Below are 26,999 nucleotides of genomic sequence, written 5' to 3'. Positions count from 1 at the left end.
ATGAAAGCGATATGGAATGGTTTTTTCAGCTATTCGCTCGTCGGATTGGCCAACACGCTGATCCACTGGCAGGTGTTCTTTGTGCTGCGCGTGGCGTTCGACTTCGATCAGTCGACGAGTAACTTCATCGCTTTTTGCCTCGCCGCGACATTTTCCTTTTATGCCAATGCGCTTTATACCTTCGAGGCCAAGCTCTCGGTGCCAGGTTATATGCTGTTCCTGTGTGTCATGGGCGCCCTTAGTTTCATCGTCGGGCATCTTGGGGATCGCTGGCAGTTGCATGGCCTGCTGACCGTCGCGGCGTTCTCGCTGTTAAGCCTGGTGTTCGGTTTTCTGTTTTCCCGGTTTGTCGTGTTTCGCGGACCTCGTCCATGAAGATTTCGCTGATCGTTCCGGTGTACAACGAAGAGCAGGCCATCGGCCTGTTCTACCAAAGTGTCCGCGAGCATCCGCAGCTCCAGGACCATAGCGTCGAGATTGTTTTCATCAACGATGGCAGCAGCGACCAGACTGCCGCACTGGCGCGTGAGATAGCGTTGGCGGACAGCCAGGTTGTGTTGATCGACTTCTCGCGTAATTTTGGCAAGGAGCCGGCCTTGTTTGCCGGGATCGAACACGCCAGCGGTGATGTGGTGATCCCGATGGACGTGGATCTGCAGGATCCCATCGACGTCATCCCCCGGATGATCGAGCAATGGCACAAAGGCGCCGAAGTGGTGCTGGCCAAGCGTCGTAATCGTTCATCCGACAGTTACCTGAAGCGGCGCGGGGCGGCGTTGTTCTACCGCCTGCTCAATCGGATTGCCTACCCGCACATTGAACAGAACGTGGGCGACTTTCGCCTGATGGACCGCAAGGTCGTGGAGGTCATCAAGACCCTTCCCGAATATCAGTTGTTCATGAAAGGCGTTCTGTCGTGGGCCGGTTTCAACACCGTCATCATCGAATACGACCGCGCCGGCCGCGCCGCTGGCAACAGCAAGTTCAACGGCTGGAAGTTGTGGAACCTGGCACTCGAAGGCATCACTTCGTTCAGCACCGTGCCTTTACGGTTGTGGACTTACGTCGGCACTTGCATTTCGTTGGTTTCGTTGCTGTATGCCGCCTATCTGATTCTGGACAAGTGGATCTTCGGGAACGATCTGCCCGGTTATCCATCGCTGATGACCGCGATACTGTTCCTGGGCGGCGTGCAACTGATCGGGATTGGCGTGTTGGGTGAATACATCGGGCGCATTTATCTGGAGACGAAACATCGGCCTCGGTATGTCATCAAGGAAATGATCCAGGGCGGACGACCCAAGATGCGAGATGAACCGTGAGCCAGTCCCAGTGGGCCAAGGTAATGACGCCACGGGAGGTGCTGCTGTTTTTCCTGGCGGCCAGCTTTCTTCATATCTTTCCCCTGGTTCAGGCTGATTATTTCTACAACGACGATAACTGGCGGGCGCTGGTGGCGGGCGAGGGCTGGCGCGAGGAAGGGCGGGTTGTCATCGAGCTGTTCTACAACGCACTTTCGTTTGGTTCGAAAGCGCCGGATCTGTTTCCCTTGCCATTGTTCATCGCCACCGCGGGCATCTCGTTTGCATTGAGGTCGCTGACGTTTTTTTATTTCAAACGGCCGACGTTTGTTCATTGCCTGGTCGTCCTGCCGATCTGGTACAACCCGTTCTTCTTGCAGAACCTGTCCTACCACTATGACGGGCCGGTGATGGCATTGGGACTGGTAGCGCTTGTTTACGCCCTCATCTGGTCCAACGACAGGGCCTGGCGAGACGTATGGATACCGGCATTGTTACTGGCCGTGGCCCTCGCGATCTATCAAGTGCTCATCGGTTTTTTTATCGCCATGTGTTGTGTCGATGTGATCAGACGGGTGTGGGAGGGCGAGCCGTCGGAGCAACTACTGCGGTTCATTACGCGCAAGCTTCTGGTCATTGTCGGCGGCGTATTGGTCTATTACGTCACGGCTTATCAACTGATGACCGGAGCGCGTCAGGCGTTGTTGCCGCTGCAAGCCAGCAGTCTGATGGAAATGGGCAACCGGCTTTTTTTTCTTGCGCATCTGCTGGTTGAAGGGGCCCGACCTTGGGTCTGGAGCGGTGCGTTGCTCATGCTGGTCGGGTTCGCATGGGCAGGCATCGGGTTGTTCCGGCGCCCAGACCTGCTTTGGCGAAAAGCACTGTTGTCGTTCCTTTATGTGTTGGCCCTTCCAACGCTCTTGTTCTGCATCCCGGGCATCACGCTGTTCTTCGTTGAATTCAATTACGGTGCCAGGACGCTGGTGGCTTTTTCGGCGTTGCTGTTGCTGATGTTCTTTCTGAGTCAGCAGATACTCACCCGTGTCCATGCAGGCCTGGGACTGGTCTTGCTGATTCCGTTGTTGGCGATGTTGTCATTCTCCTTCGGACACGGCCGTGCCCTGTCGCTGCAAAAGGAACAGGAAACCGTGGTGCTGGCTTCGCTGGCTTATGACATCAACCATTCGCCGCTGCGCGATAAAAGCCGTCTCTACATGGTCCCGGAACTGAAAGCCAACTGGCTCCCGGCCGCCAGCGGATTGTTCGCGGCGATGCCGGCTCAACGGTATGTGCTTGGCGTGGGCTACGTATTACTGCCGGAAAGCTTGCCGCGAGCGGGCATCACCAACGTGTATCTCGCCAAGGATGCAGAAGTGGTTGCATCGATCCGGCGCGGGGATTTCCTGCCGGTGGTGTCTACTGGGTTTTATGACCTGTTTGTCATCAATGACAGCGGCTACATCTTCATGAAAAAACCGCAGGGTGATCCTGATGTGGCGCCCAAGTTGTGTTTGATGGTTGATATCGAGCGGTGTCGCTGAACGTCCGCGGCGGCTGCCTTGGGGTTGCTGCGCAGCCCAGCGGGGATGAATCTCCTCGCCACAGGTGTTTGTGCGCATCTGCAATTCCGCTTCTAAGCAGCCGCTATTTCCTGAGGCTCAAAACTGTCCGCCCGTGCCAACTGCCACATCCGTGAGTAGAACTCGCCATTGACCTCACCAGTCAGCAGCTCCCCTGGTTTGAGGAAAACATGCAGTTGGGAGAACAACTTGATCTCGGTGGCCGACATGCGCCGCACCAGATGCTTGGGTTGCAGTTGCGAAGGATGGTCGAGGCCGGCGGCGGCGAGCATTTCGGCCAGGGCCTTGAGGGTGTTGCGGTGGAAGTTGTAGACCCGCTGGGCTTTGTCCGGGACGACCAGGGCGCGCTGGCGCAGGGTGTCCTGGGTGGCGACGCCGGTGGGGCATTTGTTGGTGTGGCAGCTTTGTGATTGGATGCAGCCGATGGCGAACATGAAGCCGCGTGCGGCGTTGGCCCAGTCGGCGCCGATGGCCAGGACACTGGCGATGTCGAAGGCGCTGACGATCTTGCCGCTGGCGCCGAGCTTGATCTTGTCCCGCAGGTTCAGGCCCACCAAGGTGTTGTGCACAAACAGCAGGCCTTCGCGCAGCGGCACGCCGATGTGGTCGGTGAACTCCACCGGCGCGGCGCCGGTGCCGCCTTCCTTGCCGTCGACCACGATGAAGTCGGGCAGGATTCCGGTTTCCAGCATGGCCTTGGCGATGCCCATGAATTCCCACGGATGCCCCAGGCAGAACTTGAAGCCCACCGGTTTGCCGCCGGACAGTTCGCGCAGTTGCTGGATGAATTGCATCAGTTCGATAGGCGTGGAAAACGCGCTGTGGCAAGACGGCGAAATACAATCCTCGCCCATGAGTATGCCCCGGGTCTCGGCAATTTCCCGGGTGACCTTGTGCTTGGGCAGGATCCCGCCGTGGCCCGGCTTGGCGCCTTGACTCATCTTGATTTCGATCATCCGCACCTGCGGGTTCTGCGCCTGGATTGCGAAGCGCTCCGGGTCGAAACGCCCGTCGGAGGTGCGGCAACCGAAGTAACCGCTGCCCAATTCCCAGGTCAGGTCGCCGCCGTGTTCGCGGTGGTAAGGGCTGATGCTGCCTTCGCCGGTGTCATGGGCGAAATTGCCGAGCTTCGCGCCCTGGTTCAACGCCCGGATGGCGTTGGCACTCAGGGAGCCGAAGCTCATCGCCGAGATGTTGAACACCGACGCCGAGTACGGCTGTGTGCATTGCGGGCCGCCGACCGTGACGCGGAAGCCGCTGGGGTCGCTCAACGGGGCCGGGCGCATGGAGTGGCCGATGAATTCGAAGCCGGTCTGGTAGACGTCGATCAAGGTGCCGAACGGTTTGTCGGCGCTTTCGTTCTTGGCCCGCGAGTACACCAGCGAGCGCTGGGCGCGGGAAAAGGGCAGGGCATCGCTGTCGGATTCGAGCAGGTACTGGCGGATCTCCGGGCGGATGCCTTCGACCAGGTAGCGGATGTTGCCTAGGATCGGATAGTTACGGCGTACCGCGTGACGGCTTTGCAGCAGGTCGAACACCCCCAGCAGGCTCAACAGCCCGGTCAACAACGCAATCGGCCAGAGCCAGTCGTGTTGCAGGAACGGCAGGCTGGCCAGGGTGAAGATCACACAGCCGGCGAAGAAGGCGTAGCGGCTCAGCAACGATAGGCTCATGCGGGTTCCTTGGGGGAGAGCGATTGGCGAGACATTAGCGTGGAATGCAACCCCGTGGCGAGGGAGCTTGCTCCCGCTCGGCTGCGCAGCAGTCGTAAAACCGGATCCTACGCAACGACTGGATTACTGCGACGGGCCATTTGGGGCTGCTGCGCAGCCCAGCGGGAGCAAGCTCCCTCGCCACAAAAGCCATCTCGCTGAAATTAGAACTGCGGTCGCTCACCCCGCCAATTTCATCTGCCTTACCGGCAGCTCCACGCGAAAGGTGGTCCCGACGCCGACTTCGCTGCGCACCGTAATCTCGCCGTGGTGTTTTTTCACGATGCCGTAGGACAGCGACAGCCCGAGCCCCGTGCCCTGGCCGATGGGTTTGGTGGTGAAGAACGGGTCGAAGATTTTCTGCAGGGTTTCCGGTGGGATGCCCGAGCCGTTGTCGGCGACTTCGATCCAGACGTTGTCGCCCTCGACCCCGTTGCGCAGGGTGATGGTGCCGCGCTCGGGGCCGATGGCCTGGGCGGCGTTGACGATCAGGTTCATGATCACCTGGTTGATCTGCGACGGCAGGCATTCGACTTCCGGCAGAGGGCTGTATTGCTTGACCACGTCGGCCTTGTATTTGATTTCGTTGGCGACGATGTTCAATGTCGAATCCATGCCCTGCTGCAGATTTGCCATCTGCCATTCCTGGCTGGAGTCGACGCGGGAGAAGTCCTTGAGGTCCTTGACGATCTGCCCGACGCGAGCGATGCCGTCCTTGGATTCCTTGATCAGTATTGGAATGTCCTCCACCAGGAAGTCCAGCTCCACCTGTTCGCGCAGGCTTTTCAAATTCATCGCCAGCTCCGGCGAGGCGATGGCCTGTTCGGCGCTGCCGTAGGCCTGGAGCATTTCCTCGAGTTTGCTGAAATAGCCACCCAAAGCGCCGAGATTGGAAGAAATGAAGCCGATCGGGTTGTTGATTTCGTGGGCCACGCCGGCCGCCAACTGACCCAGCGAAGCGAGCTTTTCCGACTGTACGAGCTGGCTTTCAAGCATCTTGCGTTCGTCGATTTCCATCTGTAGCAATTCGCTGGCCTGCTTGAACGCCAGGGTGCGTTGCTCCACCAGGTCTTCGAGCTTGTTCATTTTCAAACGGGCACGAGAAGTCATTTCCCATTTGGTGGTCAGGGTATTGGCCATCTGCTGGACTTCGATGTTGTCGAAGGGCTTTTTCAGTATGAGCAGGCGGTCATGGCCGTTCAGGCGATCGAGCAATTCGTCCCAGGAATAATCCGAATACGCGGTGCAGACCACCACTTGCAATTGCGGGTCGACTTTCCACAGCTCTTCGATGGTCTTGGCCCCGTCCCAGCCTTCGGGCATGCGCATGTCGACGAAGGCCAGGGCATAGGGAAGCTCCTTGGCCAACGCCCCTTGCAATTTGCCCAGGCCTTCCTGGCCACCGTAGGCCGAGTCGAGTTCGAACACGGTGGCGGCGGGTTTCGGGGCCTCGCCGAACAGCGCGCTTTCCATGTCCTGCAAGTCGCTGTCGCTTTCGTCCTCCGGGGTCAGGATCTTGCGGAAATCTTCGTGGATGGCGGGCGTGTCATCAATCAAGAGGATGCGCCGGTTGCTCAGGCTGTTCATGGCTCACCTTCTGCGAGTTTCAGGGGCAGCTGCAATACAAACGTTGCCCCGGTACCAGGCCCCTCGCTGTGTGCGGTGAGGTGGCCGTTCATTTCAATCGCCGCCAGTGCGCAACTGTGCAGGCCGAACCCGTGGCCGTCCTTACGGGTAGTAAAACCGTGGGCGAAGATGCGTGTCATGTTCTCTTCCGGGATGCCTTCGCCTTCGTCCTTCACGCTGATCTGCAGGGTCTCATCGTCTACGACGGTGGCCTTGAGCGTCATGTTCCGTGCATGGTTGGAAACCCCGGCCATGGCGTATTTGGCGTTGCTGATCAGGTTGATCAGGATCAGCAGCAAGCGGTGTTTGTCGCCCATGATCCGCGGCACTTCGCCGTAGTCCTTGATGACCGTTACATGGTGACGGGTCAGGGCTCCGGAGTTCATGCGCAGGGCGTCTTCGAGCAGTTCGCTGACCACCAGGGGCTCCATCAGGCTGTTGGCGCCGGCATAGGACTGCTGCGTGGAAACGATGTCCTTTATGTGGTCCACGCTCTTGCTCAGTTGCGCCAGTTCGTCGGTCAGGCCTTGTTGTTCCACCGCGATGGCTTCCACCAACTGGTTGAGGTAGCCGGGCAACAGCTTGCCTTTTTCGTCCTCGGTGAGGAAATGCCCCAGGTCGTGGTTGTGTTCGTTGATCAGGTTCATCGCCTTGCCCAGCCCCAGGGCCTTGCTGCTGCGCAGCTTGCGGCTGACCAGGTCGGCGGAGATGTTCACGCTGTTGAGCACGTTGCCGACGTTGTGCAATACGTTGGTGGCGATTTCCGCCATGCCGGCCTGGCGGGCGGTGTCCATCAGTTCGCTCTGGGTGTCCTTGAGCTGGCGGGTGCGCTCTTCGACCCGTTGTTCGAGTTCGTCGTTGGCGGTTTGCAGCGCACTGTTGACCCGCTTGATCTCGCCGAAACTGCGCACCAGCCGAACCGCCAGCCAGATCAGGATCAGCACCAGGAAGGTTGCGAATACCAGCAACAGGATGTGGTTGCGCTGATGTTTGGCGGCGGCTTTTTCCTGGTCCTTTTCCAAAAGATGGGTGATGGTGTCCAGCCGGGCGGCCAGGGGGACGGCCTCGAAGTCGCGCAGTAGCTGGTTGACCAAGGGTTGCTCGCGCAGGATCAGCGCAATATGCCTGCGCAGGATTTCCACGGAGCTGACGAGCCCGTCCGGCAAGCGCTCCTTGTTGATATCCAGCTGGTTGAGGCCCATCAGGATTTCGGCAGCCTGGTCCTGGGTGGTGATCTGCGCGAACTCCAGCGTGGCGAGCAGCAGGTCGTAGGTGTCGATGGTGGCGCTCTGCAGCCGAAGCTTGTCGTTATCGGACAGCAGGGAGAACTGGCGCTGGATATCGTCTTCGGCGGTGGGCAGGAAAGCCAGGGAGTTGCGCAGCACCGCGTTATGGGACTTGAACTGTTCCACCAGGCGGGTTTTTTCCTTGAGTGCCTTGAGGTACTCGTCGCGCTGGGTCGACCAGAGCTCGGGCGCATGGCGGCCCGGCTCCGCCTCGATGGCATCGAGGCGCTGCCACAGGCGCGTCATTTCATTGAGCGGCGAGACCAGCGGGTCGTAGTTGTGGCTCAGGGCGATCCGCGACTTGAGCACTTCGTTGTCCCAGATCCCGTCCTGCTGCTTGAGCAGGCGGATCAGGTCGCGCGATTCGATGTGCGAGGCCGCTTGCTGGGCGCCTGATTCGATGTACATGAACAACAGGACTGAGGCCAGCAAGACGCCGATGAAAGCCAGGCCGAGGCGGCGGGAGAGACTGTTCATAGCGGCTTGCCCTCCCATTCACCGGTGAGGGTCTTGAGGAATTCGACGATCAGTTCGGTATCGTTTTTCAGCGGTTCGCGACCCAACTGGTACTTGAACATGACTTCCACCGCGTGCTCCAGGGTCGGCGCGGAGCCGCCATGGAAATACGGCGCGGTGACGGCCACGTTGCGCAGGCTCGGCACCTTGAACACCTGGCGGTCGGCTTCGTCGCCGGTGATGTTGAAGCGGCCGTTGTCGGCCCGGGTGGGGTTGCCCCGGTCCTGGATGTAGTCGCCCATTACGCCGAACTTCTGAAACATGTTGCCGCCGATGTTCACGCCCTGATGGCAGGCGATGCAGCCGTATTCCTTGAAGCGCTGGTAACCGAATTTTTCCCGGGGGGTGAGAATGTCGGTGTTGCCCAGCAGGTATTGGTCAAAGCGCGAATTCGGCGTCAGCAGGGTGCGCTCGTAATCGGCGAGGGCGCCTTGGATGTTAGGCTGGGTCACGCCGCCGGGGTAGGCGTCGGCAAAATCCCTGGCGTAGCCCGGATCGTCGGCGATGCGCTTGACCACCGTCTTCCAGTCGCTGCCCATTTCCCCGGGGCTGGTCACGACGATGTGCACCTGTTCTTCCAGGGTATCGACGCGACCGTCCCAGAACTGATGGAAGTTCAGGCTGGCGTTGAACACGGTAGGGGTATTGACCTCCACCGGCTTGCCGTCGAAGCCCAGGGAAAACTGCTTGTCATCGGCGCCGCCCTTGTCCAGGCGATGGCAGCTGGCGCAGGACAGCGTGTTGTTGACCGACAGCCGTGGGTCGTTGAACAGCCGCTGGCCCAACTGGACCCGCTTGGGGTCCAGGGCCGGCGCGGCGGGCAGGGGTTTGAGCGGTTCGTCCAATGGTTCTGCGTGAGTGGTCACGCTGTATCCCAGAAGCAGGCAGAGAGCCAGAATCAGTCCGTGTGACGCCATGGGATGCTTTCCTTGAAACTTCGGTTTATGGACTCAATTGCTCATGAAAACGGATTCGGTTTTTTTTCCCATGCCGCCATCCACTGGGCAAAGGCCTGCGGCTCCACGGCCTTGCTGAAGTAATAGCCCTGGGCTTCCTCGCACTGGTGCGCCTTGAGGAACGCCAGTTGCTCGCGGGTTTCCACACCCTCGGCAATGATGTGCAGGTTCAAGCTCTTGCCCAGGCTGATGATGGTGCTCACCAGTTTCGCGTCGTTGCTGTCGATGCTCAGGTCGCCGACGAACGACTGGTCGATCTTCAACACGTCCACCGGAAATTTCTGCAGGTAACTCAGGCTCGAATAGCCGGTGCCGAAGTCATCGATGGCCAGCCGTACCCCCAGCTGCTTGATGGCCTTGAGGGTGGCGACGGTGGTATCGATGTTCTGCATGAGCACGCTTTCGGTAATCTCCAGTTCCAACTGTGTCGGGTCCAGGCCGGTTTCCTTGAGGGTGCGTGCAATGCCTTCGACGAAACCGCGCTGGCGAAAATCGATCGCCGAGACATTCACCGACAGGTACAGCGGTCGCATGCCCTCGGCTTGCCAGCGACAGGCCTGTTGGCAGGCTTCCTGGAGCACCCACTGGCTCAGCGGTACGATCAGCCCGCTGTCCTCGGCCACCGGGATGAAATCCGACGGAAAGACGAGCCCCTGGTCGGGCCGGTTCCAGCGCACCAGTGCCTCGACACCGACCACCGCGCCGCTCGTCAGATCGAGCTTGGGTTGGTAATGCAGTACGAATTCCTTGCGTTGCAGCGCCAGGCGCAAACCTGATTCGATGGTCTGCTGCTGCCGTGCCCGTCGGTTCATGTCCTCGGTGAAAAAACGGTAGTCGTTGGGGCCGGTTTCCTTGACGTTGCGCATCGCCGTTTCGGCTTTCTTGATCAGCGCCACGGCGTCGAAACCGTCGGTCGGGTACACGCTGATGCCCAGGCTTGCCGTCACCGTCAGGTCATGGCCGTCGATGGGGTGCGGAGAGTTGATCGCCGCGAGCAGTTTTTCCGCCACGCCCTTGATCAATTGCGGATCGGCGACGTCGCCGAGGATCACCACGAACTCATCGGAGCCGTAGCGAAACACCGAGTCGGATTCACGCACCACGGTGGCCAGGGTGCGTGCCACCCGCTTGAGCATTTCATCGCCCACCGGATGGCCCAGCGCATTGTTGATGCGCTTGAAGCGGTCGAGGCCGATGAACATCACCGCCAGCTGCCGGTCATGCCGACGGCACTGGGCCAGGGCCTGGGTCAGGCGGTCGCCGAGCAGCATGCTGTTGGGCAGTTCGGTGAGGACGTCGTATTGCAGCAGGTGAGAAACCTTGAGCAGTTCCTGGACCCGCTCTTCGATCGTGCGCTCCAGGCTGCGCATCTTCCGCGCTGCGTCTTGCGCCAGTTGCCATTTCCAGGTCATGGCGCTGGCCATCTGGCGGATTTCCAGGGTGTCGAACGGTTTCTTGAGAATCAGCAACTGGTCGTCGAATTCGATGCGTTCGGACATGGTTTCCCAGGAATAGTCCGAATACGCGGTGCACAGGGCGATTTGCAGCCGCGGGTCGGCTTTCCACAGCTGTTCGATGGTTTGCAGGCCGTCCCAGCCCGGCGGCATGCACATGTCGGCGAATACCAGCGCATACGGCTGGCCCTCGGCCTGGGCGCGCTTGACCAGTTCCAGCGCTTCCTCGCCCTGATAGGCCGAGTCGATCTGAAATTGCAACCGATTAACCTGCGGCGTGCCGAACAGCAGGCTCTCGGTGTCGTCCAGCGAATCGTCATTGCCGGCGCTGGGGCTGAGGATCTTGCGAAAATCCTGGTGGATGGCGGGCGTGTCGTCCACCACCAGGATTCGCCGGTTGGCAGGTACCGACATGGGGTTCATGGGTTGCTCTCCGATAGCTGGCTGGCCGGCCGGGTCCAGTGGTCCGCCACCGGCACGATGGTGCCGGCCTTGAGCAGTGCGGCCGCCTGGTCGCTGTCGACCACGGTACTGAAGTAATGCCCCTGGGCCTGCATCGAGCCGCCGCTGGACATCAGGGTGGTGCGTTGTTCCTGGGTCTCGACGCCTTCGGCAATGATGCCGATGCCGACGTCCCGGGCAAAGTTGATGATCGCCCGCAGGGTCGTGGCGTTCTCCGGATCGGCGTTGGCGCTGTCGAGGAATCGCTGGGCCAGCTTGAGGTGGTTGACGCGGTAGGTCTTCAGATAATCGAACGAGGAATACTCGGTGCCGAAATCATCGATGGCCACCTGCACGCCGAGTTCGCACAGGCGGGGCAGCACGTCGTTGTGGGTCCATTTGGTCTGGGCCAGGGTCGCTTCGGTGACATCGAAGCGCAGGTCCCAGGGCGCCAGTTCCCAGCGCGCGGTGGTGCGCAGCACGTCGTAGATCAATTCCGGGCCGGTCTTGAGCTGGGTCAGGGACAGGTCGATGGCGATCACCGGCGGCGCCATGCCCTGATCGCGCCATTGGCGCATCTGCTGGCAGGCCTGGTCCAGGACCCAGTGACCGAGGCCGATGATGATCCCGGTTTTCTCGGCGGCAGGCATGAACGCCGCCGGCTCCAGCCAGCCGCGTTCGGGGTGGTTCCAGCGCACCTGCACGCCCATGCCGAGGATCTTGCCGGTGCCGAGGTCGACTTCCGGCAGGTAATGCAAATGCAGTTCGTTGTTCTCGATGGCCTGGCGCAGGTCATTGGCCAGGGCGACCCGGTCGGTGACTTCCTGATTGATCTCTTCGTTGTGGAAGTGATACTGGTTGCGGCCCTTCTCTTTCGAGCGGTACAGCGCCATGTCGGACTGCGCCATCAGGCTGTCGGCACTCAGGCTTTGTGGCGTGTACAGGCTGATGCCGATGCTCACCGAGATGCGCACATCGTTGCCGTCCAGGGAATAGGGCGCCACCAGCGCGTCACGGATTTTTCCGGCCAGCGCCGCGCAGTGCGTCGCTTCATGGACATCCAATTGCAGAATGGCGAACTCATCGCCGCCCAGGCGTGCCACCACGTCGTTTTCCCGGGTACAGCCCTTGAGGCGCGCCGCGACTTCCTGCAACAGCAGGTCGCCGATGGGGTGACCGAGGGTGTCGTTGATGCGCTTGAAGTGGTCCAGGTCCAGGTAGAACATCGCAAACGGCGCCGCCCCCCGGCGCGCGGCGGCGAACGCCTGGTGCAGGCGCTCGATCATGGTGGCGCGGTTGGCGAGCGCGGTCAGGCCGTCGGTGCGGGCGAGCAGGGCGATCTTTTCCTCGGCCACTTTGCGCTCGGTGATGTCGAGGATGATGCCCTCGACTTCCAGCAGCAGGCCTTGTTCATTGCGCACTGGAATGTAGCGGTTCTCCACCCAGCGAAAGGTGTCGTCTCCGGTGCGCATGCGAAACTCGATGGACGCCCCGGCCGTGTCGCGGTCCAGGACGCGGACCATGGCCTCCTGGACCTTGCCCTGATCGTCGGGGTGGATCAGGGTTTGCGCCCAGTCCGGCGAACTGATCAGTTGCGCCGCGACATGGCCGAACTTGGTGATGTTGTGCGAAATGTACATCAACGGGAACGGCGGCTCGCCACGCAGGCGATAAAGGATGGTCGGGCTGTTCTGCACGATGATGTTGGCGTCGGCCAGTTCCCGGGTGCGTTCCTCCACCGCCCGTTCGAGCATGTCCATTTTCAGCGCCGCGTCTTCGGTCATCTGCCATTTGACGGTGAGGGTGCTCGCCATCTGGCGGATCTCGATGGCGTCGAAGGGTTTCTTCAGGATCAGCAGGCGATCACCCAATTCCAGGCGATCGGCGATGTCCTCCCAGGAGTAATCCGAATAAGCGGTGCACAGCGCCACTTGCAGCTTGGGGTCGACGCGCCACAGCCGCTCGATGGTTTCAAGACCGTCCCAGCCTGGCGGCATGCGCATGTCGATAAAGGCCATGGCGAAGGGTTTACCCCGGGCCAGGGCCGTTTCCACCTTGCTCAAGGCCTCCATGCCCTGGAATGCCGACTCCAGCTCGAAACTCTGGGCGGCGATCACCACCGGTGCGCCGAACAAGGCTTCTTCGGCGCTGCTCAGGCTGTCTTCGGGGATCACATGGGGGGCGAGGATCTTTCGAAAATCCTCATGAATCGTTGGCGTGTCGTCGACGATCAGGATCCGCCGATTGGATCTATCCATCGGCAGGCTCATGGCCGTGCACCGTCGAGATGCTGACTATGGAACCGTGGGAACATCTGATATCCCTTTCGCTGGCATGAGTATTCGGCCTGTACTTGGCCCTTCATGAGGTACAGCATAGTCGGCTCAAGGAAACCGCGCGGTGTATGGTGGCGAATTGTGTCTAAATGCCTGCTATCTACTAGCCTGTCTGTCAGGGGTAAGGTAGAACGGTGATCGTCAATAGGAGGGGGTGCCAATGGAAGATCAATCGTCGAACGTTCCTGCTGCGAAGCCGACGGTGTTGCTGGTGGATGACGAAGAGTCGATTCTCAACAGCCTGCGTCGGCTCTTGCGCAGCCAGCCGTATGAAATCCTGCTGGCCGACAGCGGTGCGAAGGCCCTGGAAATCCTCAAGGAGCGGCCGGTCGACCTGGTGATGACCGACGCCCGGATGCCGAACATGGACGGCGCCACGCTGCTGGCGGAAATCCGCAAGCTGTACCCGTCGACCTTGCGCATCCTGCTCACCGGCTACGCCGACGTGGACATGATGACCAAGGCCATCAACGAGGGGCAGCTCTATCGCTACCTCAGCAAACCCTGGAATGACGAGGAACTGGTGCAGGCCCTGCGCCAGGCCTTGGCCCACCAGCATTCGGAAAGCGAGCGTCAGCGCCTCGAAGCGTTGAACCGCGAGCAGAACCAGCAACTCAAGACCCTCAATGCCACGCTGGAAAAACGCGTGGCGTCGCGCACCGCCGAGCTGCAGCAGACCGCCGACATGCTCGACCTGGCCTACGAAGAGCTCAAGCGCAGCTACGTGACCGGCACCGAAGTGTTCTCGCTGATCGCCAACCTGCGCCTGCCCAAGGCCAAACAGACCAACCGGCAGATCATCGAATTGATCCGGGTCTACAGCCGGCTCAACTTTCTCGACGAGTCCACCGACCGCGACCTGACCATGGCCGCCGCCCTCTACAACATCGGCAAGCTGAGCTGGACCGATAACATGATGGTCACGCCCGCCGACATGCTGCACCACAGCGAACTGGAACTGTACCGGGCCTATCCGAAGCAGAGTGAATCGCTGCTGATGACCCTCGACCCGATGAAGGACGCGGCGCGCATCATCCTCCATCACCAGGAGCGCTGGGACGGCAGCGGTTTCCCCGATCACCTCAAGGGCGAGGCGATTCCGTTCGGTTCGCGGCTGTTGAAACTGGCGGTGGATTTCATCGAATTGCAGCGTGGGTTGATCCTGGAGCGGCAGATGAACAGCGATGAAGCGCTGGTCTACATCCGCAAATACGCCGGCAAGCTGTACGACCCGAACATGGTCGAGGACTTCATCAAGGCCTGCGGCGAATACCTGGAAGACGTGACCCTGTCCGACCCGACGGTGAAGGTCGTGACTACCCGCGAGCTGGCGGCCGGCATGGTCCTGGCGCGCAATCTCAATGCCGACAACGGCATGCTGTTGCTCAATGCAGGCAAGGTCATGAGTGCTCCGCTGATCGAAAAACTCATCGCCTTCGAGGCGATGGAAGGGGCGCGGTACAGCGTGTTCGTCAAGATCCCCGAGGAGGAAGCGGATCCTTCGGTGCCGAAGCCGATTTTGGGGTGAAACCGCTCCAGCTACCACTGCGGTTCCTTTTGGGAGCGAGCCTGCTCGCGAAAGCGTACTGTCAGTTAAAAAAAATCTGACTGACACTCAGTCTTCGCGAGCAGGCTCGCTCCCACAGGGGAATTGTGTTGGGTTGGAGGGGGAGGCCAGGCTTTGCTCCCACCGCCTGCCCCTGTAATCTGCCCCGGCATTTTCTGCCCGAGGCCTTTTTGATCATGACCATTGCTCTTATCCGTATCGCCGCCGCCCTGCTCATCGGCCCTGACGGCCGGACCCTGCTGGTACGCAAGCGCGGCACCCAGGCCTTCATGCAACCGGGTGGCAAGATCGAAGCCCATGAGCAACCGGTCCAGGCCCTGGCTCGGGAGCTGGAGGAGGAACTCGGCCTGAGGATCGACCCGGCGCATGCTCGTCACCTTGGACAGTTCAGCGCGCCGGCCGCCAACGAGCCGGGTTTTACCGTGCAGGCCGAAGTGTTTTTGCTGGACATCGATGCTCAGGTTTCTCCCGCCGCCGAGATCGAGGAAGTGTGTTGGATCGATCCGGCCGGTACCGGCGATTTGTTGCTGGCGCCGTTGACAGGCGAGGTGATCCTGCCGTTTTATCGAGCCACTTGTCTCGCGACCTGCTGATTCAAGACTCAAGGACTGACGCCATGATTCCATTGCCGGACCTGCTGATTTTCGCCGCCGCCGCGTTGTTGATGGTGCTCACGCCCGGCCCGAACATGATTTACCTGATTTCCCGTTCGATCTGCCAGGGCCGCAAGGCCGGCGTCACCTCCTTGCTTGGCGTGGTGGCGGGCTTCTTCGTGCACATGTTCGCCGCGGCGGCGGGGCTGACGGCGGTGTTCCTGGCAGTGCCGATGGCTTATGAAATCCTCAAGTGGGCCGGTGCGCTGTATCTGCTCTGGCTGGCCTGGCAAGCGGTGAAGCCGGGGGCTCGCTCGCCTTTTCAGGCCCAGCAGTTGCCGGCGGACTCGACCCGCAAGCTGATCACCATGGGGTTTCTCACCAGCGCCCTGAACCCGAAGATCGCGGTGTTCTACCTCTCGGTGTTTCCGCAGTTCATCAGCCCGGAGCACGGCTCGCTGTTCACCCAGAGCATCATCCTCGGGCTGACTCAGATCAGCGTGAGCTTCAGCGTCAACCTGCTGATCGCGCTGTTCGCCGCCGGCATCGCCTCGTGGTTTGTCCACAACCCGACCTGGCTGGCGGCGCAGCGCTATTTCATGGGGTTTGTACTCGGCGCACTGGCGCTGCGACTGATGCTTGAGCAACGGCGTTCGGCGTGAACATCCGACGGCTGAAGGTGGCTGATGTCCAGGGCTATCGGGAGTTGATGCTCCAGGCCTATGAGTTGCACCCAGAGGCTTTCACCTCCAGTGCCAGTGAGCGGGCGACGCTGCCCATCAACTGGTGGGAGTCACGCCTGAGCAGCCGGCTCGATGTGATCCTCGGGGCATTCGTGGAGGACGAACTGGTGGGTATCGTCGGCCTGTCCCTGGAGCCTCGGTTGAAGGCCAGGCACAAGGCGACCCTGTTCGGCATGTACGTCGCCGCAACCCATCGCCAAGGGGGGCTTGGCCAGCAACTGGTCCAGGCGGCCCTCGACGAAGCCCGTCGTCACGCCTTTCTGCGGCTGGTGCAACTGACCGTCACCGCCGGCAACGACCCGGCCGTCAAACTCTACCAGCGCAGCGGCTTCGTTTTGTACGGGCTCGAACCGATGGCGATTCGCGTGGGCGATGAGTATTTCGACAAGATCCACATGTGGCTTGAACTCTGAACCGAGCGACCATGACCGTTGCGCTTTGTGGCGAGGGGATAAATCCCCTCGCCACAAAGGCCCTTGTCAGCGCACGGCACTGACGCCGTCGAGTGTCGAGAATGATGTGTCCTTGGCCGTCAGCAAAAAATCGCGCATGTACGGCGCGTCGAGCATGTCGGTGCGCACCGCCGCGTAGAGCGTGGCGAACAGACCCTTCTCCCCCAGCCGCTTGGCCTTCACGTAGCCCCGTGAGCTGTATTCATGCAGTGCCCAGTGAGGCATGCCGCAGACGCCCCGGCCGCTGGCAACCAGTTGCATCATCATTACCGTCAGCTCGGAGGTGCGAACCTGGGCCGGTTCGATGTCGGCCGGCTCCAGGAAACGGGTGAAGATGTCCAGCCGATCACGCTCCACCGGGTAGGTGATCAGGGTTTCGCTGACCAGGTCTTCGGGCACGATGTACGGTTTGCCCGCCAGTCGATGCTGGTTCGCCACCGCGAGCATCGCCTCGTAGGTGAACAGCGGCACATAGGTGATGCCCGCCAGCTCCAGCGGATCGGAAGTGACCACCAGGTCGAGGTCGCCCCGGGCCAGGGCCGGCAGCGGGGCGAAGGCGAAGCCCGAGGCCAGGTCCAGCTCGACTTCCGGCCAGGCATCGCGGAACTGGTCGATGGTCGGCATCAGCCATTGGAAGCAGCTGTGGCACTCGATGGCCATGTGCAGACGCCCGGCGGTGCCGCCGGCCAGCCGCGCGATGTCCCGCTCGGCGCTGCGCAGCAATGGCAGGGCGGCATCCGCCAGTTGCAACAGGCGTAAGCCGGCGCTGGTGAACCGGACCGGTTTGGTCTTGCGCACGAACAGCTGCATGCCCAGGCGCTCCTCCAGTTCCTTGAACTGGTGGGACAGCGCGGACTGGGTCAGGTGCAGCCGCTCGGCGGCCTCCACCAGGCTGTCGGCTTCGCGCAGGGCGTGCAGGGTCTTCAGGTGACGGAGTTCAAGCACCGGTGTGGCTCCATGAGTAAAACTTGTGATCAACACGAAAAGATTGAGTTTGTCTCATGTGGGTCCGGCTGTCGACAATGACGCCATCTTTTACAGAAGGACATTCACCATGGCCCTGGCCCATACCCTCGGTTTTCTTCGCATCGGCGCCGATCGCCGCCCCGTGCGGCAAGCCCACAACCGGGTTCCGGAGTTTACCGCCGGGCAGACCTTCGCGCTGAGCTGGGAGCACCTGTTCGACGAGGTCGACGAAGCCCATGCGCTGGGACATCGAGTCAAGCCGGCGATCATCGGCCCGCTGACGTACCTGTGGCTGGGCAAGGCCAAGGGCGGTGACTTCGACAAACTCGACCTGCTGGAAAGCCTGTTGCCGGTTTACGGCGAAATCTTCAATCGCCTCAAGGCCCGGGGCGTGGAGTGGGTGCAGATCGATGAACCGATCCTCACCCTCGACCTGCCGCTGGCCTGGCGAAGCGCCTTCGAGCGGGCCTACCACATCCTCCAGTATTCACCGCTGAAAAAATTGCTGGCGACCTGTTTCAGTGGCCTGCAAGACAACCTCGGCCTGGCGGCGGGCCTGCCGGTGGATGGGCTGCACGTCGACGCCGTGCGTGCGCCGGAACAACTCGGCCAGGTGCTCGATCGCCTGCCGACCTACAAGATCCTGTCGGTGGGCCTGGTCAATGGCCGCAACGCCTGGCGCTGTGAACTGGAACAGGCGCTGGCACAATTGCGACCGGCCCGGGAACGCTTCGGCGAGAACCTTTGGGTCAGTACCCTCGCCACGTGTGCTCAGGGCTTCAGATAACCACTCGGCAATCTTCATCAAACTGTCACGCAACTGTGGCAGCGCGCTTGAACAAACTTCATCAGACTTGCGCTCTATTGGGGTTCTGCGTTCTGGTGTTTGTTCATGCGTGTATTCATTTTTCTGGCCGCATTGTTGTGCGGCCTGCCGTCGTTGGCGGCTTCTCGTTGTGATGTCAACGTCGCGACCCAACGGGTCGACCTGGACCAGGTAAGCCTGGCGTACCAGAGCATCGGCCGTGCTTCGGATCCCGCGCTGCTGCTGGTGATGGGGCTGGGCGGTCAGTTGATCCATTGGCCGGACGAAGTGGTGGTGGCGCTGTGCGAACAGGGTTTCCGGGTGATTCGCTACGACAACCGGGATGTGGGCCTGTCCGCCTGGCGCCAGGCCCCAGGCACTGCCAACCTGACCTTCGAAGCCTTGCGCTACAAGCTTGGCTTGCCGGTGGCCGCGCCTTATACCTTGACCGACATGGCCGCCGATGGCCTGGGCTTGATGGATGCCTTGCAGGTGCAAAGCTTCCATGTACTGGGCGTGAGCATGGGCGGGATGATCGCCCAGCACATGGCGGCGATGGCGCCGCAACGGGTCGAGAGCCTGACCCTGATCATGACCAGTTCCGGCGCCGCAGGCTTGCCGGCGCCCAGTGAAACGCTGGTGCAGTTGCTGTCACGGCGCAGCGCGCCGAATCGTGAAGTGGCGCTTGAGCAACAGGCCGACCTGCTCGCCGCGCTGGGCAGCCCGATGGTGGTCGATGACCGGCAGGCCTTGCTGCATCAAGCCGCCGTGGCTTACGACCGGGCCTTCAACCCCGAAGGTGTGAAGCGTCAAATCATGGCAATCCTGGCCGAGCCGAGCCGGGTGGCGCTGCTCAATCAATTGCAGGTGCCGACGCTGGTGGTCCATGGCACCGCCGATCCGTTGCTGCCGGTGATGCATGGTGTGCATCTGGCGGCGCATATTCGCGGCAGCCAGTTGAAACTTATCCCAGGCCTGGCCCATCGCTTTCAAGAGGCCTTCAAGGAACCCTTGCTGGGCGCGGTGTTGCCCTACTTGCAGCAGCACCGCGAAGACACCTCGCACTGGGCGCAGATCGAGCCGGCGCAGGCACCTAATCTGCTTTAACTCATGCCGAGGCGCTTTTGTGGCGAGGGGATTTATCCCCGCTGGGTTGCGCAGCGACCCTAAAGCTTGGCGCCCAGGTGTGTCAGGCAGACCCCATCGCAATGCTAGGGCCTGCTGCGCAGTCCAGCGGGGATGAATCCCCTCGCCACAAGGGCGGTGCTTCAGGGCGGCTAGCGTCGGTGAGCTTCCCCCACCAGCCATTCCATCAACTCCTGCAACCGCGCCGACACCTGGACCTTGCGCGGATGCACCAGGTGATAACCCAGCCCGGTCCTGACCTTCAATTCGAACGGCGCCATCAGCCTGCCGGCGCTGAGGTCGTCGCCGATCAGCGACCAGTCGCCAATCGCCACGCCCGTACCCTGGGACGCCATGGACATCGCCAAGTCCAGGGTTTCGAAATGCTGGCCCTTGCTGATGTTGTTCAGGTGGATGCCGGCCTCGGCGAGCCAGGCGTTCCAGTCGCGCTCGTCGGTGGTGGGGTGCAGCAGCAAGTGCTGTTGCAGGTCGACGGGCGAGCGCAACGGTGCGGGGCCTTCCAGCAGCGGCGGGGAGCAGACCGGCGTCAGTTGTTCATCGAACAGGTGCAGACAGGCCAACGAGGCATCGGGCGGCGGGCCGTAGACGACCGCCGCGTCGAAGGTTTCCTGTTGGAAATTCACGCCGTGCCGGATCGTGGTGGTCAGCTCCACCGGCACGTCTGGCCGTTCCTTTTGCCATTGCAACAGGCGCGGCAGCAACCAGCGCATCACGCAGGTCGGCGCCTTGAGTTGCAGGGCCTGGCGTTTCTCGCCGATCTGCTCCAGCGCCTCGCCGATCAGGCCGAACACCTGCTGCACCCGCGGCAGCCACGCCTGGCCTTCGGCGGTCAGGCTCAGGCCACGCGCCTGGCGGTGAAACAGCGGGTAACCCAGGTGCGCTTCCAGCCCGGCAATTTGTCGGCTCACCGCACCTTGAGTGATATGCAGCAGTTCCGCCGCACGCGTGAAGTTGCAACATTGGGCGGTGATCAGGAAGGTGTGCAGCGCCGGCAGCGGAGGAAGTCGTTTCATTGAGGCCGAGCCATGACTTGAAGACATGGCTAGTATGACTTTTTATCGATTGTTGTCGCTATGGCCCGACCGTTCCAATAACGCCATTCCCGAAGAAAAAGGCGATGGCAATGGCGACGTGCGGCGAAGTATTGGTCAAGTTACTCGAAGCTTATGGTGTGGAGCAGGTGTTTGGCATTCCTGGCGTGCACACCGTCGAGTTGTATCGCGGGCTGGCCCGTTCGAGCCTCCGTCATGTGACGCCGCGTCACGAGCAAGGCGCCGGGTTCATGGCCGACGGTTATGCGCGGGTCAGCGGCAAGCCGGGCGTGTGTTTCATCATCACCGGGCCGGGCATGACCAACATCGCCACCGCCATGGGCCAGGCTTATGCCGACTCGATCCCGATGCTGGTGATCTCCAGCGTGCAGTCGCGCAGCCAGTTGGGCGGCGGGCGCGGCAAGCTGCATGAGCTGCCGAACCAGAGTGCGCTGGTGGGCGGCGTGGCGGCGGTTTCCCATACGTTGATGTCGGCTGCCGAGTTGCCCGGCGTGTTGGCCCGCGCCTTTGCGGTGTTCCAGGCCGGGCGCCCACGGCCGGTGCACATCGAAATCCCGCTGGACGTGCTGGTTGAGAACGCCGATGCGCTGTTGCGCAGCGCACCGGTCCGGGTCAGCCGCGCCGGGGCTGCGCCAGACGCCGTGGAGCAGATGGCGGCATTGCTGGCGACGGCCAGACGGCCACTGATTCTTGCCGGCGGGGGCGCCATCGATGCAGCAGCCGAATTGACCGAACTGGCCGAACGCCTCGGTGCACCGGTGGCGTTGACCATCAATGCCAAGGGCATGCTGGCGTCCCGCCACCCGTTGCTGATCGGCTCTACCCAGAGCCTGGTCGCGACCCGTGCCTTGGTGGCCGAGGCCGATGTGGTGCTGGCCATCGGTACCGAACTGGCCGAGACCGACTATGACGTGACCTTCGCCGGCGGCTTCGAGATTCCCGGTGCGCTGCTGCGCGTCGACATCGACCCCGACCAGACCGTGCGCAATTACCCACCGAAACTGGCGCTGGTGGCCGATGCGCGAAGTGCTGCTCGCGCCTTGCTCGACGCGCAGAGCCTGCAAGCGCCCGCCGCACGCCAGGACGACTGGGGAGTGGCGCGTGTAGCGCGGCTGTGGGCTGAACTCGACCGACTATGGGATGAACCGACTCGCGCCCAGACCGTGTTCCTCGACAGTGTTTTGCAGACGCTGCCCGAGGCGGTTTTTGTCGGCGATTCCACCCAGCCGGTGTACACCGGCAACCTCACCTTCAATCTCGAACAGCCGCGCCGCTGGTTCAACTCCTCGACCGGCTACGGCACCCTCGGCTACGCATTGCCGGCGGCGATCGGCGCCTGGCTTGGCGGTGTCGATAACGCCCATGGCCGCCCGCCGGTGGTGTGCCTGATCGGCGATGGCGGCCTGCAATTCAGCCTGCCGGAACTGGCCAGCGCCGTGGAAGCGCGGGTACCGGTGATCGTGTTGCTGTGGAATAACCAGGGCTACGAAGAGATCAGGAAGTACATGGTCAACCGTGCCATCGAACCGGTGGGCGTGGACATCTACACGCCGGATTTCATCGGCGTCGCCAAGGCGTTGGGCTGTGATGCCGAGGCGGTTGAGGATGTGCCGTCATTGCGGGTGGCGTTGCTTGCTGCATGTGAGCGGCAGGGGCCGACGTTGATCGAGATTGATCAGGACCTTTGGGCGGCGAAGTATTGAGGTGCCTTTACTGGCCCCATCGCGAGCAAGCTCGCTCCCACATGGGAATCTCTGTTGGCTATAAATGTTGCGTTCACCGCCGATCCCTGTGGGAGCGAGCTTGCTCGCGATGAGGCCGGCCCAGTCAGCACAAATCTCAGGTCATACGGTCATCCGCAACCGCGCCAGATCCCTCAGCGGCGGCGCGCCGAACAGCCGGCTGTATTCGCGGCTGAACTGCGACGGGCTTTCATAACCCACGCGATACCCTGCCGCCGAGGCTTCCAGCCCTTCGGCCAGCATCAGGCGACGGGCTTCCTGCAGGCGCAATTGCTTCTGGTACTGCAACGGGCTCATGGCGGTCATTGCCTTGAAACGATGATGCAGGGTCGAGACGCTGAGGTTGACTTCCCGGGCCAGGTCGTCGATGCGCAGCGGCTGTTCGAAATGGCCGTTGAGCCATTTGATCGCCTGGCTGATGCGATGGCTCTGGCTGTTGGCAATGGCGATTTCATACAGCCGGTAGCCTTGCGGGCTGCGCAGCAGGCGATAGAGGATTTCCCGGCGCACCAGTGGCGCGAGCATGGCGATGTCTTTCGGGCTGTCCAGCAACCGTGCCAGGCGCAGCACCGCATCGAGCATCGGCGTGTCCAGGCGCTCGACATACAGGCCGCGACCGGCGGGGCGGGTCGGTACGCCCAAGGGGCCGGCGTCGGCGATCAGCGCGGTGATTTCCGCCGGGTCGATGTCCAGGCGCAGCGCCAGGATCGGTTGTTCGGGCGACACGTCGGCGATGCACCCGCTCAATGGCATCGAGACCGAGACCACCAGGTAGTGCAACGGGTCGTAGTTGAACAGTTCGTCTGCCAGGCGCACTTGCTTGCTCCCCTGGGCCATGATGCACAGCGCCGGTTGGGCCAGCACCGGGGCAAATCTATGCGGCTGGCTGTGGCGCGACAGGTGCAGCGAACCGATGGCCGTGGCGTAGCTGCCGTCCTCGCTGGTATTGCGTTCGATGATCGATGCCAGCTCGGCGCGCTGTTGTTCCAGGTAAGTGTCCAGCGGGACGTGGGCGTGATCGAGTGGCGACATGCCGAAATCCTCGGATGATAGGGATGCGATGGACGCAGCTTAAATTTGTGCAAGGCGCAGCGGTAGCAACATCCTGTTGAAAGCTTGCCTGATCCTGCACGGCCTGTCGGATCGGGACGGTGCAACCTGCTCGAAACTTGCTTGAAACCTTTTGTTTCAAGTTGCGCTGTTTGTATCGGTTCCAAGCCAGGCCGGCGGCATCTGCGGGCAGGATCGTGCAATGTGTCGGCAGGAATCGACTAACGAAGCTGGCGTCGGGGCGCTTAACCTTTGATCCTGTCGCAGCCCGTCCCCGGCTGCACAACGGATCACCTGGGAGGGTTGAACATGACTACACAGATCCCCGTCAGTCACATGGCTTTCGTGCGGGCACGAGCCGGCCGCAGCCAGCAATTGGGTGCGCGCTTGAGTACCTTGATCACCCCGTCGCGGCAAGCTCCCGGTTGCCTGCACTTCGCCTTGCAGCAATCGCAATGCGACGCCGACTTGTGGCTGGTGTCCGGGCTGTGGACCCACCAGCAGGCGATGGAGGCCTACTTCAATTCCCCGGCGATGGCGATCTTCGCCGAGCTGGTGCAGGACCTGGTGGTGAGCAGCCTGGATTTCCATACCTTTCGCGAGGTGTCTGCCGCCAAGGCGACCGAAGGGTGCATGGCGAAGGTACACAAACTGGCCGGTTGAAGGTTTAATGACGGTCATTCCAACCGCCAGGATGCGCATTATGGCACGCAAAGCCTTTGAAACTTTTGAAGCTGTTTCCGCTGTTGTTCCCAAGGAAGGTGGCGGCTACTACGCGGCCATCGCCACCAAGGCCATCGGCAGTCCCGACAAGCCGCGTTTCAACAAAGTGCTCGAAGAGCAGACGTTCGAGACTGCTTTCAAAGCCGATGAAGCGGCTGCCCAGCAGTTGACTCACCTGCAGGGTGTCGACGACGAAGGCGACCTGATCTGGTAATCGGGCATGGCTGCGGTTGTTTTCGTGGCGAGGGGATTTATCCCCGCTGGGGCGCGTAGCGCCCCTGAAACCAGCCACCTTGGTATATCAGATGTTCCGCTTTGGGGGCTGCTACGCAGCCCAGCGGGGATAAATCCCCTCGCCACATTTACTTCGGGCGATGCATCCTGAACAACGCCTCCGGCCCCAGCTGGAAATAATCCGCCGGCCCGCCACCGCGCAAAATCGGCTCGGCGGCGGCGGTGTCGTATACCCCATCCTTCAACAGCCACTTGGCGATGTGCACGGCGACGACTTCGCCGAGGATCAGCCAGCTCGGTACGAGCGCCTTGTCGGCACGTTGCAGCTGAATGATCTGCGTGACCTTGCATTCGAAGGATACCGGGCTCTCTGCCACGCGCGGCACCTGGATCACCCGCGACGGGGCGGCCGTCAGAGCTGCCAGTTCGAACTCATCGACCTCTGGCGCGACCATTGCGCAGCTCTGGTTCATTTGCTCGGCCAGCGGGCGGGTGGCCAGGTTCCAGGCGAACTCCCCGGTCTGCTCGATATTGTTCAGGCTGTCTTTGCGCCCGACACTCGAGAAACCGATGATCGGCGGAACGTAGTTGAAGGCGTTGAAGAAACTGTAAGGCGCCAGGTTCAGACGTCCTTCGCTGTCCTGGGAAGAAATCCAGCCAATGGGCCGTGGACCGACGATCGCGTTGAACGGATCGTGGGGCAGGCCGTGACCGTTGGCGGGTTCGTAGTAATGGATGTCATCGGGCATGGAGATGTGGAGGTCCGGTGCTTAAAAAGGGAATCCGACGATAGTGCAGTGATCAGCCCGTTTTGTCAGCACCCCGAAAACATGTGGGAGCGAGCTTGCTCGCGATGGCGGCGTATCAGATAAAAATTTCTGTCTGACACACTGTTATCGCGAGCAAGCTCGCTCCCACAAGGTTTAGTGATATACCGGAATCAGTTGGTGGACGCCGCATCGGCGCGGTCGGCGCCCTGTATTGCGACGGTCGGCTCGGTGGCGCGATTTTCATCTTGTCTGGCAACAGAGGCCGAGCCGCTGCGGTCATGGGTGCTGGCGATAAAAGCGGCGGTGCCGGTGCGGTCGAAGCCGTCGTCGGCAAAGGCGCTGGTGGCCAATACGCAGAGGGTCAGGGCGAAAATGAGTTGGGTTTTCATGGTCATGCTCCAATCAATGTTTTGATGGAGATGAGAATGAAGTGCGGTTATTAAGTGAGAATTAATCTCGAAAACCTGGAACGAAAAAGGGGCGAACCCGGCGAGGTCAGCCCCTTCTGTTGCTACGCCTTGATTATCAGTCCGTCACGATCCGCGAGTGCTTGCGGGTGTCTTTCATGGTGATGTAGACCAGCAGCGATACCGCGATGCAGCCCGTCACGTACCAGTAGTAGCCGGTTTCCATGCCGATGCTCTTGAACCACAGCGCGATGTATTCGGCGGTGCCGCCGAAGATCGATACGGTCAGGGCGTACGGCAGGCCGACGCCGAGGGCGCGGATCTCGGTAGGGAACAGCTCGGCTTTCACCACCGCGTTGATCGAGGTGTAGCCGCTGACGATGATCAGCGCGGCCATGATCAGGAAGAACGCGCCCCACCAGGTCTGGATGGTGTGCAGGGTGGTGAGGATCGGCACCGTGAACAACGTCCCCAGGATGCCGAAGGCAATCAGGATCGGCCGGCGACCGATCTTGTCCGACAGCCCACCGATGATCGGTTGCAGGCACATGAACAGGAACAGCGTGGCGGCGGAAATGGTGGTGGAGTCGGAGATGCTCATGCCGACGGTGTTCACCAGGTACTTCTGCATGTAGGTGGTGTAGGTGTAGAACGCCAGCGTACCGCCCATGGTCAGGCCGACCACCGTCAGCAGTTCCTTGGGATGACGCATCAAGGTGCGCATCGCGCTTTCCTTGGCTTTTTCCTTCTTGGTGAACGACTCGGTTTCTTCCATGCCGCGACGCAGGTACAGCGCCACGACTGCGCACAGCGCGCCGATGGCGAACGGGATGCGCCAGCCCCAGGCGTAGAGTTGCTCGGTGGTGAGGACCTGCTGCAGCACGATCAGCACGCCGAGGGCGATGAGCTGGCCGGAGATCAGGGTCACGTACTGGAAGCTGGAGAAGAAGCCACGTCGTTCCTTGGTCGCCATCTCGCTCAGGTAGGTAGCCGACGTGCCGTATTCGCCACCCACCGACAAGCCTTGGAGCAAGCGGGCGAAGACCAGCAGGATCGGCGCGCCGACGCCGATGGTTTCGTAGCTCGGGCTCAGGGCGATAATCAGCGAGCCGAAGCACATCAGGTACACCGAGGCCATCAACGCGCGTTTACGGCCGGCGCGGTCGGCGTACAGGCCCATCAGCCAGCCGCCGATCGGGCGCATCAGGAAGCCGACGGCGAAGATCGCGGCAGTGTTAAGCAGTTGGGCGGTGGTGTCGCCCTTGGGGAAGAAGGCTTTGGCGAAGTACAACGAGAAAGCGGCATAGACGTACCAGTCGTACCACTCGACCATGTTGCCGACCGAGCCGCTGAAGATCGATTTGATCCGGCTGGCGGTGGTTCTTTCACGGGCGGGCACGGCAGCCGACCCAATGGGCAGGGCGTTGGAGTTATCCATTGAAGGATCCTTCGTTTAATTGTTTTTGTGGAGCGCGTATGAACGCAGCCTGCCAGGGCTCTAGCAGGAGCTGTGCCAGGTGGCGGAGGGCCGGTTTAGAAGG

Annotated in this window: 23 protein-coding genes and 2 pseudogenes; 12 read left to right on the top strand and 13 right to left on the bottom strand. The window is 61.4% G+C overall.

The annotated features are described in order from the left end of the window. From J3P96_RS22590 to J3P96_RS22580, 3 genes are read left to right on the top strand one after another with little or no spacing between them, the layout of a single operon-like run. Positions 1–375 (top strand): GtrA family protein, encoded by a 375-nt coding sequence (locus J3P96_RS22590; protein ID WP_434653564.1) that lies wholly within the window; start codon positions 1–3, stop codon positions 373–375. Next, on the top strand, positions 372–1,322 hold the full coding sequence (locus J3P96_RS22585) for a glycosyltransferase family 2 protein (protein ID WP_434653563.1): 951 nt from the start codon (positions 372–374) through the stop codon (positions 1,320–1,322). The genes J3P96_RS22590 and J3P96_RS22585 overlap by 4 nt, the downstream gene beginning before the upstream one ends. After that, positions 1,319–2,842 (top strand): glucosyltransferase domain-containing protein, encoded by a 1,524-nt coding sequence (locus J3P96_RS22580; protein ID WP_434653562.1) that lies wholly within the window; start codon positions 1,319–1,321, stop codon positions 2,840–2,842. Before J3P96_RS22585 ends, J3P96_RS22580 begins: the two co-directional genes overlap by 4 nt. A 92-nt stretch (positions 2,843–2,934) precedes the next feature. Here the strand turns inward: J3P96_RS22580 and J3P96_RS22575 are convergent, their stop codons facing one another. The 7 genes and pseudogenes from J3P96_RS22575 to J3P96_RS22545 all read right to left on the bottom strand — a co-directional run bounded on the left by J3P96_RS22575 (position 2,935) and on the right by J3P96_RS22545 (position 13,142). Beyond that, on the bottom strand, positions 2,935–4,554 hold the full coding sequence (locus J3P96_RS22575; RefSeq protein ID WP_434653561.1) for an FMN-binding glutamate synthase family protein: 1,620 nt from the start codon (positions 4,552–4,554) through the stop codon (positions 2,935–2,937). 219 nt (positions 4,555–4,773) lie between these two features. Further along, the gene (locus J3P96_RS22570; protein ID WP_434658299.1) at positions 4,774–5,091 is read right to left on the bottom strand and encodes a sensor histidine kinase; all 318 of its coding nucleotides are present in this window, start codon (positions 5,089–5,091) and stop codon (positions 4,774–4,776) included. 408 nt (positions 5,092–5,499) lie between these two features. Beyond that, positions 5,500–5,586 (bottom strand): annotated as a pseudogene (locus J3P96_RS22565) (hypothetical protein); the annotation flags it as partial. A 590-nt stretch (positions 5,587–6,176) separates the two neighbouring features. Next, a complete protein-coding gene (locus J3P96_RS22560; protein ID WP_434653560.1) occupies positions 6,177–7,982 on the bottom strand; it encodes a DAHL domain-containing protein in 1,806 nt (601 codons plus the stop codon). Then, complete coding sequence (locus J3P96_RS22555; RefSeq protein ID WP_434653559.1) at positions 7,979–8,938, bottom strand: cytochrome-c peroxidase; 960 nt, start codon at positions 8,936–8,938, stop codon at positions 7,979–7,981. The genes J3P96_RS22560 and J3P96_RS22555 overlap by 4 nt, the downstream gene beginning before the upstream one ends. A gap of 41 nt (positions 8,939–8,979) precedes the next feature. Continuing rightward, entirely contained in the window at positions 8,980–10,854 is a 1,875-nt protein-coding gene (locus J3P96_RS22550) for an EAL domain-containing protein (RefSeq protein ID WP_434653558.1), read from the bottom strand. Then, positions 10,851–13,142: a GGDEF/EAL domain-containing response regulator gene (locus tag J3P96_RS22545; protein WP_434653557.1), complete on the bottom strand. Its 2,292-nt coding sequence runs from the start codon at positions 13,140–13,142 to the stop codon at positions 10,851–10,853. Before J3P96_RS22545 ends, J3P96_RS22550 begins: the two co-directional genes overlap by 4 nt. Positions 13,143–13,368: 226 nt before the next feature. Here J3P96_RS22545 and J3P96_RS22540 point away from each other — a divergent pair, with 226 nt between their 5' ends. The 4 genes from J3P96_RS22540 to J3P96_RS22525 all read left to right on the top strand — a co-directional run bounded on the left by J3P96_RS22540 (position 13,369) and on the right by J3P96_RS22525 (position 16,524). Then, complete coding sequence (locus tag J3P96_RS22540; protein WP_434625810.1) at positions 13,369–14,736, top strand: HD domain-containing phosphohydrolase; 1,368 nt, start codon at positions 13,369–13,371, stop codon at positions 14,734–14,736. Positions 14,737–14,951: 215 nt separating this feature from the next. Beyond that, positions 14,952–15,368 carry an NUDIX hydrolase gene (locus J3P96_RS22535; protein ID WP_434653556.1) on the top strand — a complete coding sequence of 139 codons (417 nt, stop codon included), beginning with the start codon at positions 14,952–14,954 and terminating at the stop codon, positions 15,366–15,368. Positions 15,369–15,391: 23 nt separating this feature from the next. Next, complete coding sequence (locus tag J3P96_RS22530; RefSeq protein WP_434602926.1) at positions 15,392–16,030, top strand: LysE family translocator; 639 nt, start codon at positions 15,392–15,394, stop codon at positions 16,028–16,030. After that, positions 16,027–16,524: a GNAT family N-acetyltransferase gene (locus tag J3P96_RS22525; protein ID WP_434653555.1), complete on the top strand. Its 498-nt coding sequence runs from the start codon at positions 16,027–16,029 to the stop codon at positions 16,522–16,524. Before J3P96_RS22530 ends, J3P96_RS22525 begins: the two co-directional genes overlap by 4 nt. Positions 16,525–16,590: 66 nt before the next feature. On the opposite strand, the gene metR is transcribed toward J3P96_RS22525, so the two are convergent. Then, the gene (gene metR, locus J3P96_RS22520; protein WP_053124730.1) at positions 16,591–17,508 is read right to left on the bottom strand and encodes a transcriptional regulator MetR; all 918 of its coding nucleotides are present in this window, start codon (positions 17,506–17,508) and stop codon (positions 16,591–16,593) included. Positions 17,509–17,683: 175 nt separating this feature from the next. On the opposite strand from metR, the pseudogene J3P96_RS22515 reads away from it, so the two are divergent. Both J3P96_RS22515 and J3P96_RS22510 read left to right on the top strand, forming a co-directional pair. Next, positions 17,684–18,286, top strand: a pseudogene (locus J3P96_RS22515) (5-methyltetrahydropteroyltriglutamate--homocysteine S-methyltransferase); the annotation flags it as partial. 135 nt (positions 18,287–18,421) lie between these two features. Then, positions 18,422–19,441: an alpha/beta fold hydrolase gene (locus J3P96_RS22510; protein WP_434653554.1), complete on the top strand. Its 1,020-nt coding sequence runs from the start codon at positions 18,422–18,424 to the stop codon at positions 19,439–19,441. Positions 19,442–19,611: 170 nt separating this feature from the next. Here the strand turns inward: J3P96_RS22510 and J3P96_RS22505 are convergent, their stop codons facing one another. Beyond that, entirely contained in the window at positions 19,612–20,493 is an 882-nt protein-coding gene (locus tag J3P96_RS22505; protein ID WP_434653553.1) for a LysR substrate-binding domain-containing protein, read from the bottom strand. A 110-nt stretch (positions 20,494–20,603) separates the two neighbouring features. On the opposite strand from J3P96_RS22505, the gene J3P96_RS22500 reads away from it, so the two are divergent. Beyond that, complete coding sequence (locus J3P96_RS22500; protein ID WP_434658297.1) at positions 20,604–22,235, top strand: 5-guanidino-2-oxopentanoate decarboxylase; 1,632 nt, start codon at positions 20,604–20,606, stop codon at positions 22,233–22,235. Between the two features lie 141 nt (positions 22,236–22,376). Here the strand turns inward: J3P96_RS22500 and J3P96_RS22495 are convergent, their stop codons facing one another. Continuing rightward, positions 22,377–23,306, bottom strand: a complete 930-nt coding sequence (locus J3P96_RS22495) for an AraC family transcriptional regulator (RefSeq protein ID WP_434569660.1) — start codon at positions 23,304–23,306, stop codon at positions 22,377–22,379. A 327-nt stretch (positions 23,307–23,633) separates the two neighbouring features. Between J3P96_RS22495 and J3P96_RS22490 the strand changes: the two genes are divergently transcribed. Together J3P96_RS22490 and J3P96_RS22485 are read left to right on the top strand one after the other, a co-directional pair. Beyond that, a complete protein-coding gene (locus tag J3P96_RS22490) occupies positions 23,634–23,987 on the top strand; it encodes a putative quinol monooxygenase (RefSeq protein ID WP_434625801.1) in 354 nt (117 codons plus the stop codon). Positions 23,988–24,027: 40 nt separating this feature from the next. After that, complete coding sequence (locus tag J3P96_RS22485; protein ID WP_434653552.1) at positions 24,028–24,261, top strand: hypothetical protein; 234 nt, start codon at positions 24,028–24,030, stop codon at positions 24,259–24,261. Positions 24,262–24,409: 148 nt separating this feature from the next. On the opposite strand, the gene J3P96_RS22480 is transcribed toward J3P96_RS22485, so the two are convergent. From J3P96_RS22480 to J3P96_RS22470, 3 genes are all read right to left on the bottom strand, one after another. Beyond that, positions 24,410–25,030, bottom strand: coding sequence for a flavin reductase family protein (locus J3P96_RS22480; RefSeq protein ID WP_434653551.1), 621 nt, complete (start codon positions 25,028–25,030; stop codon positions 24,410–24,412). 191 nt (positions 25,031–25,221) lie between these two features. After that, the gene (locus J3P96_RS22475; RefSeq protein ID WP_434653550.1) at positions 25,222–25,440 is read right to left on the bottom strand and encodes a hypothetical protein; all 219 of its coding nucleotides are present in this window, start codon (positions 25,438–25,440) and stop codon (positions 25,222–25,224) included. Between the two features lie 136 nt (positions 25,441–25,576). Continuing rightward, positions 25,577–26,896 carry an MFS transporter gene (locus J3P96_RS22470; protein WP_305496467.1) on the bottom strand — a complete coding sequence of 440 codons (1,320 nt, stop codon included), beginning with the start codon at positions 26,894–26,896 and terminating at the stop codon, positions 25,577–25,579. Between the last annotated feature and the right edge of the window lie 103 nt (positions 26,897–26,999).

The sequence above is a fragment of the Pseudomonas sp. R3-56 genome (assembly GCF_051132075.1).
GTDB lineage: Bacteria > Pseudomonadota > Gammaproteobacteria > Pseudomonadales > Pseudomonadaceae > Aquipseudomonas.
Note: the sequence above shows the minus strand (reverse complement) of the source record. Positions and strands in the feature narration are given on the sequence as shown.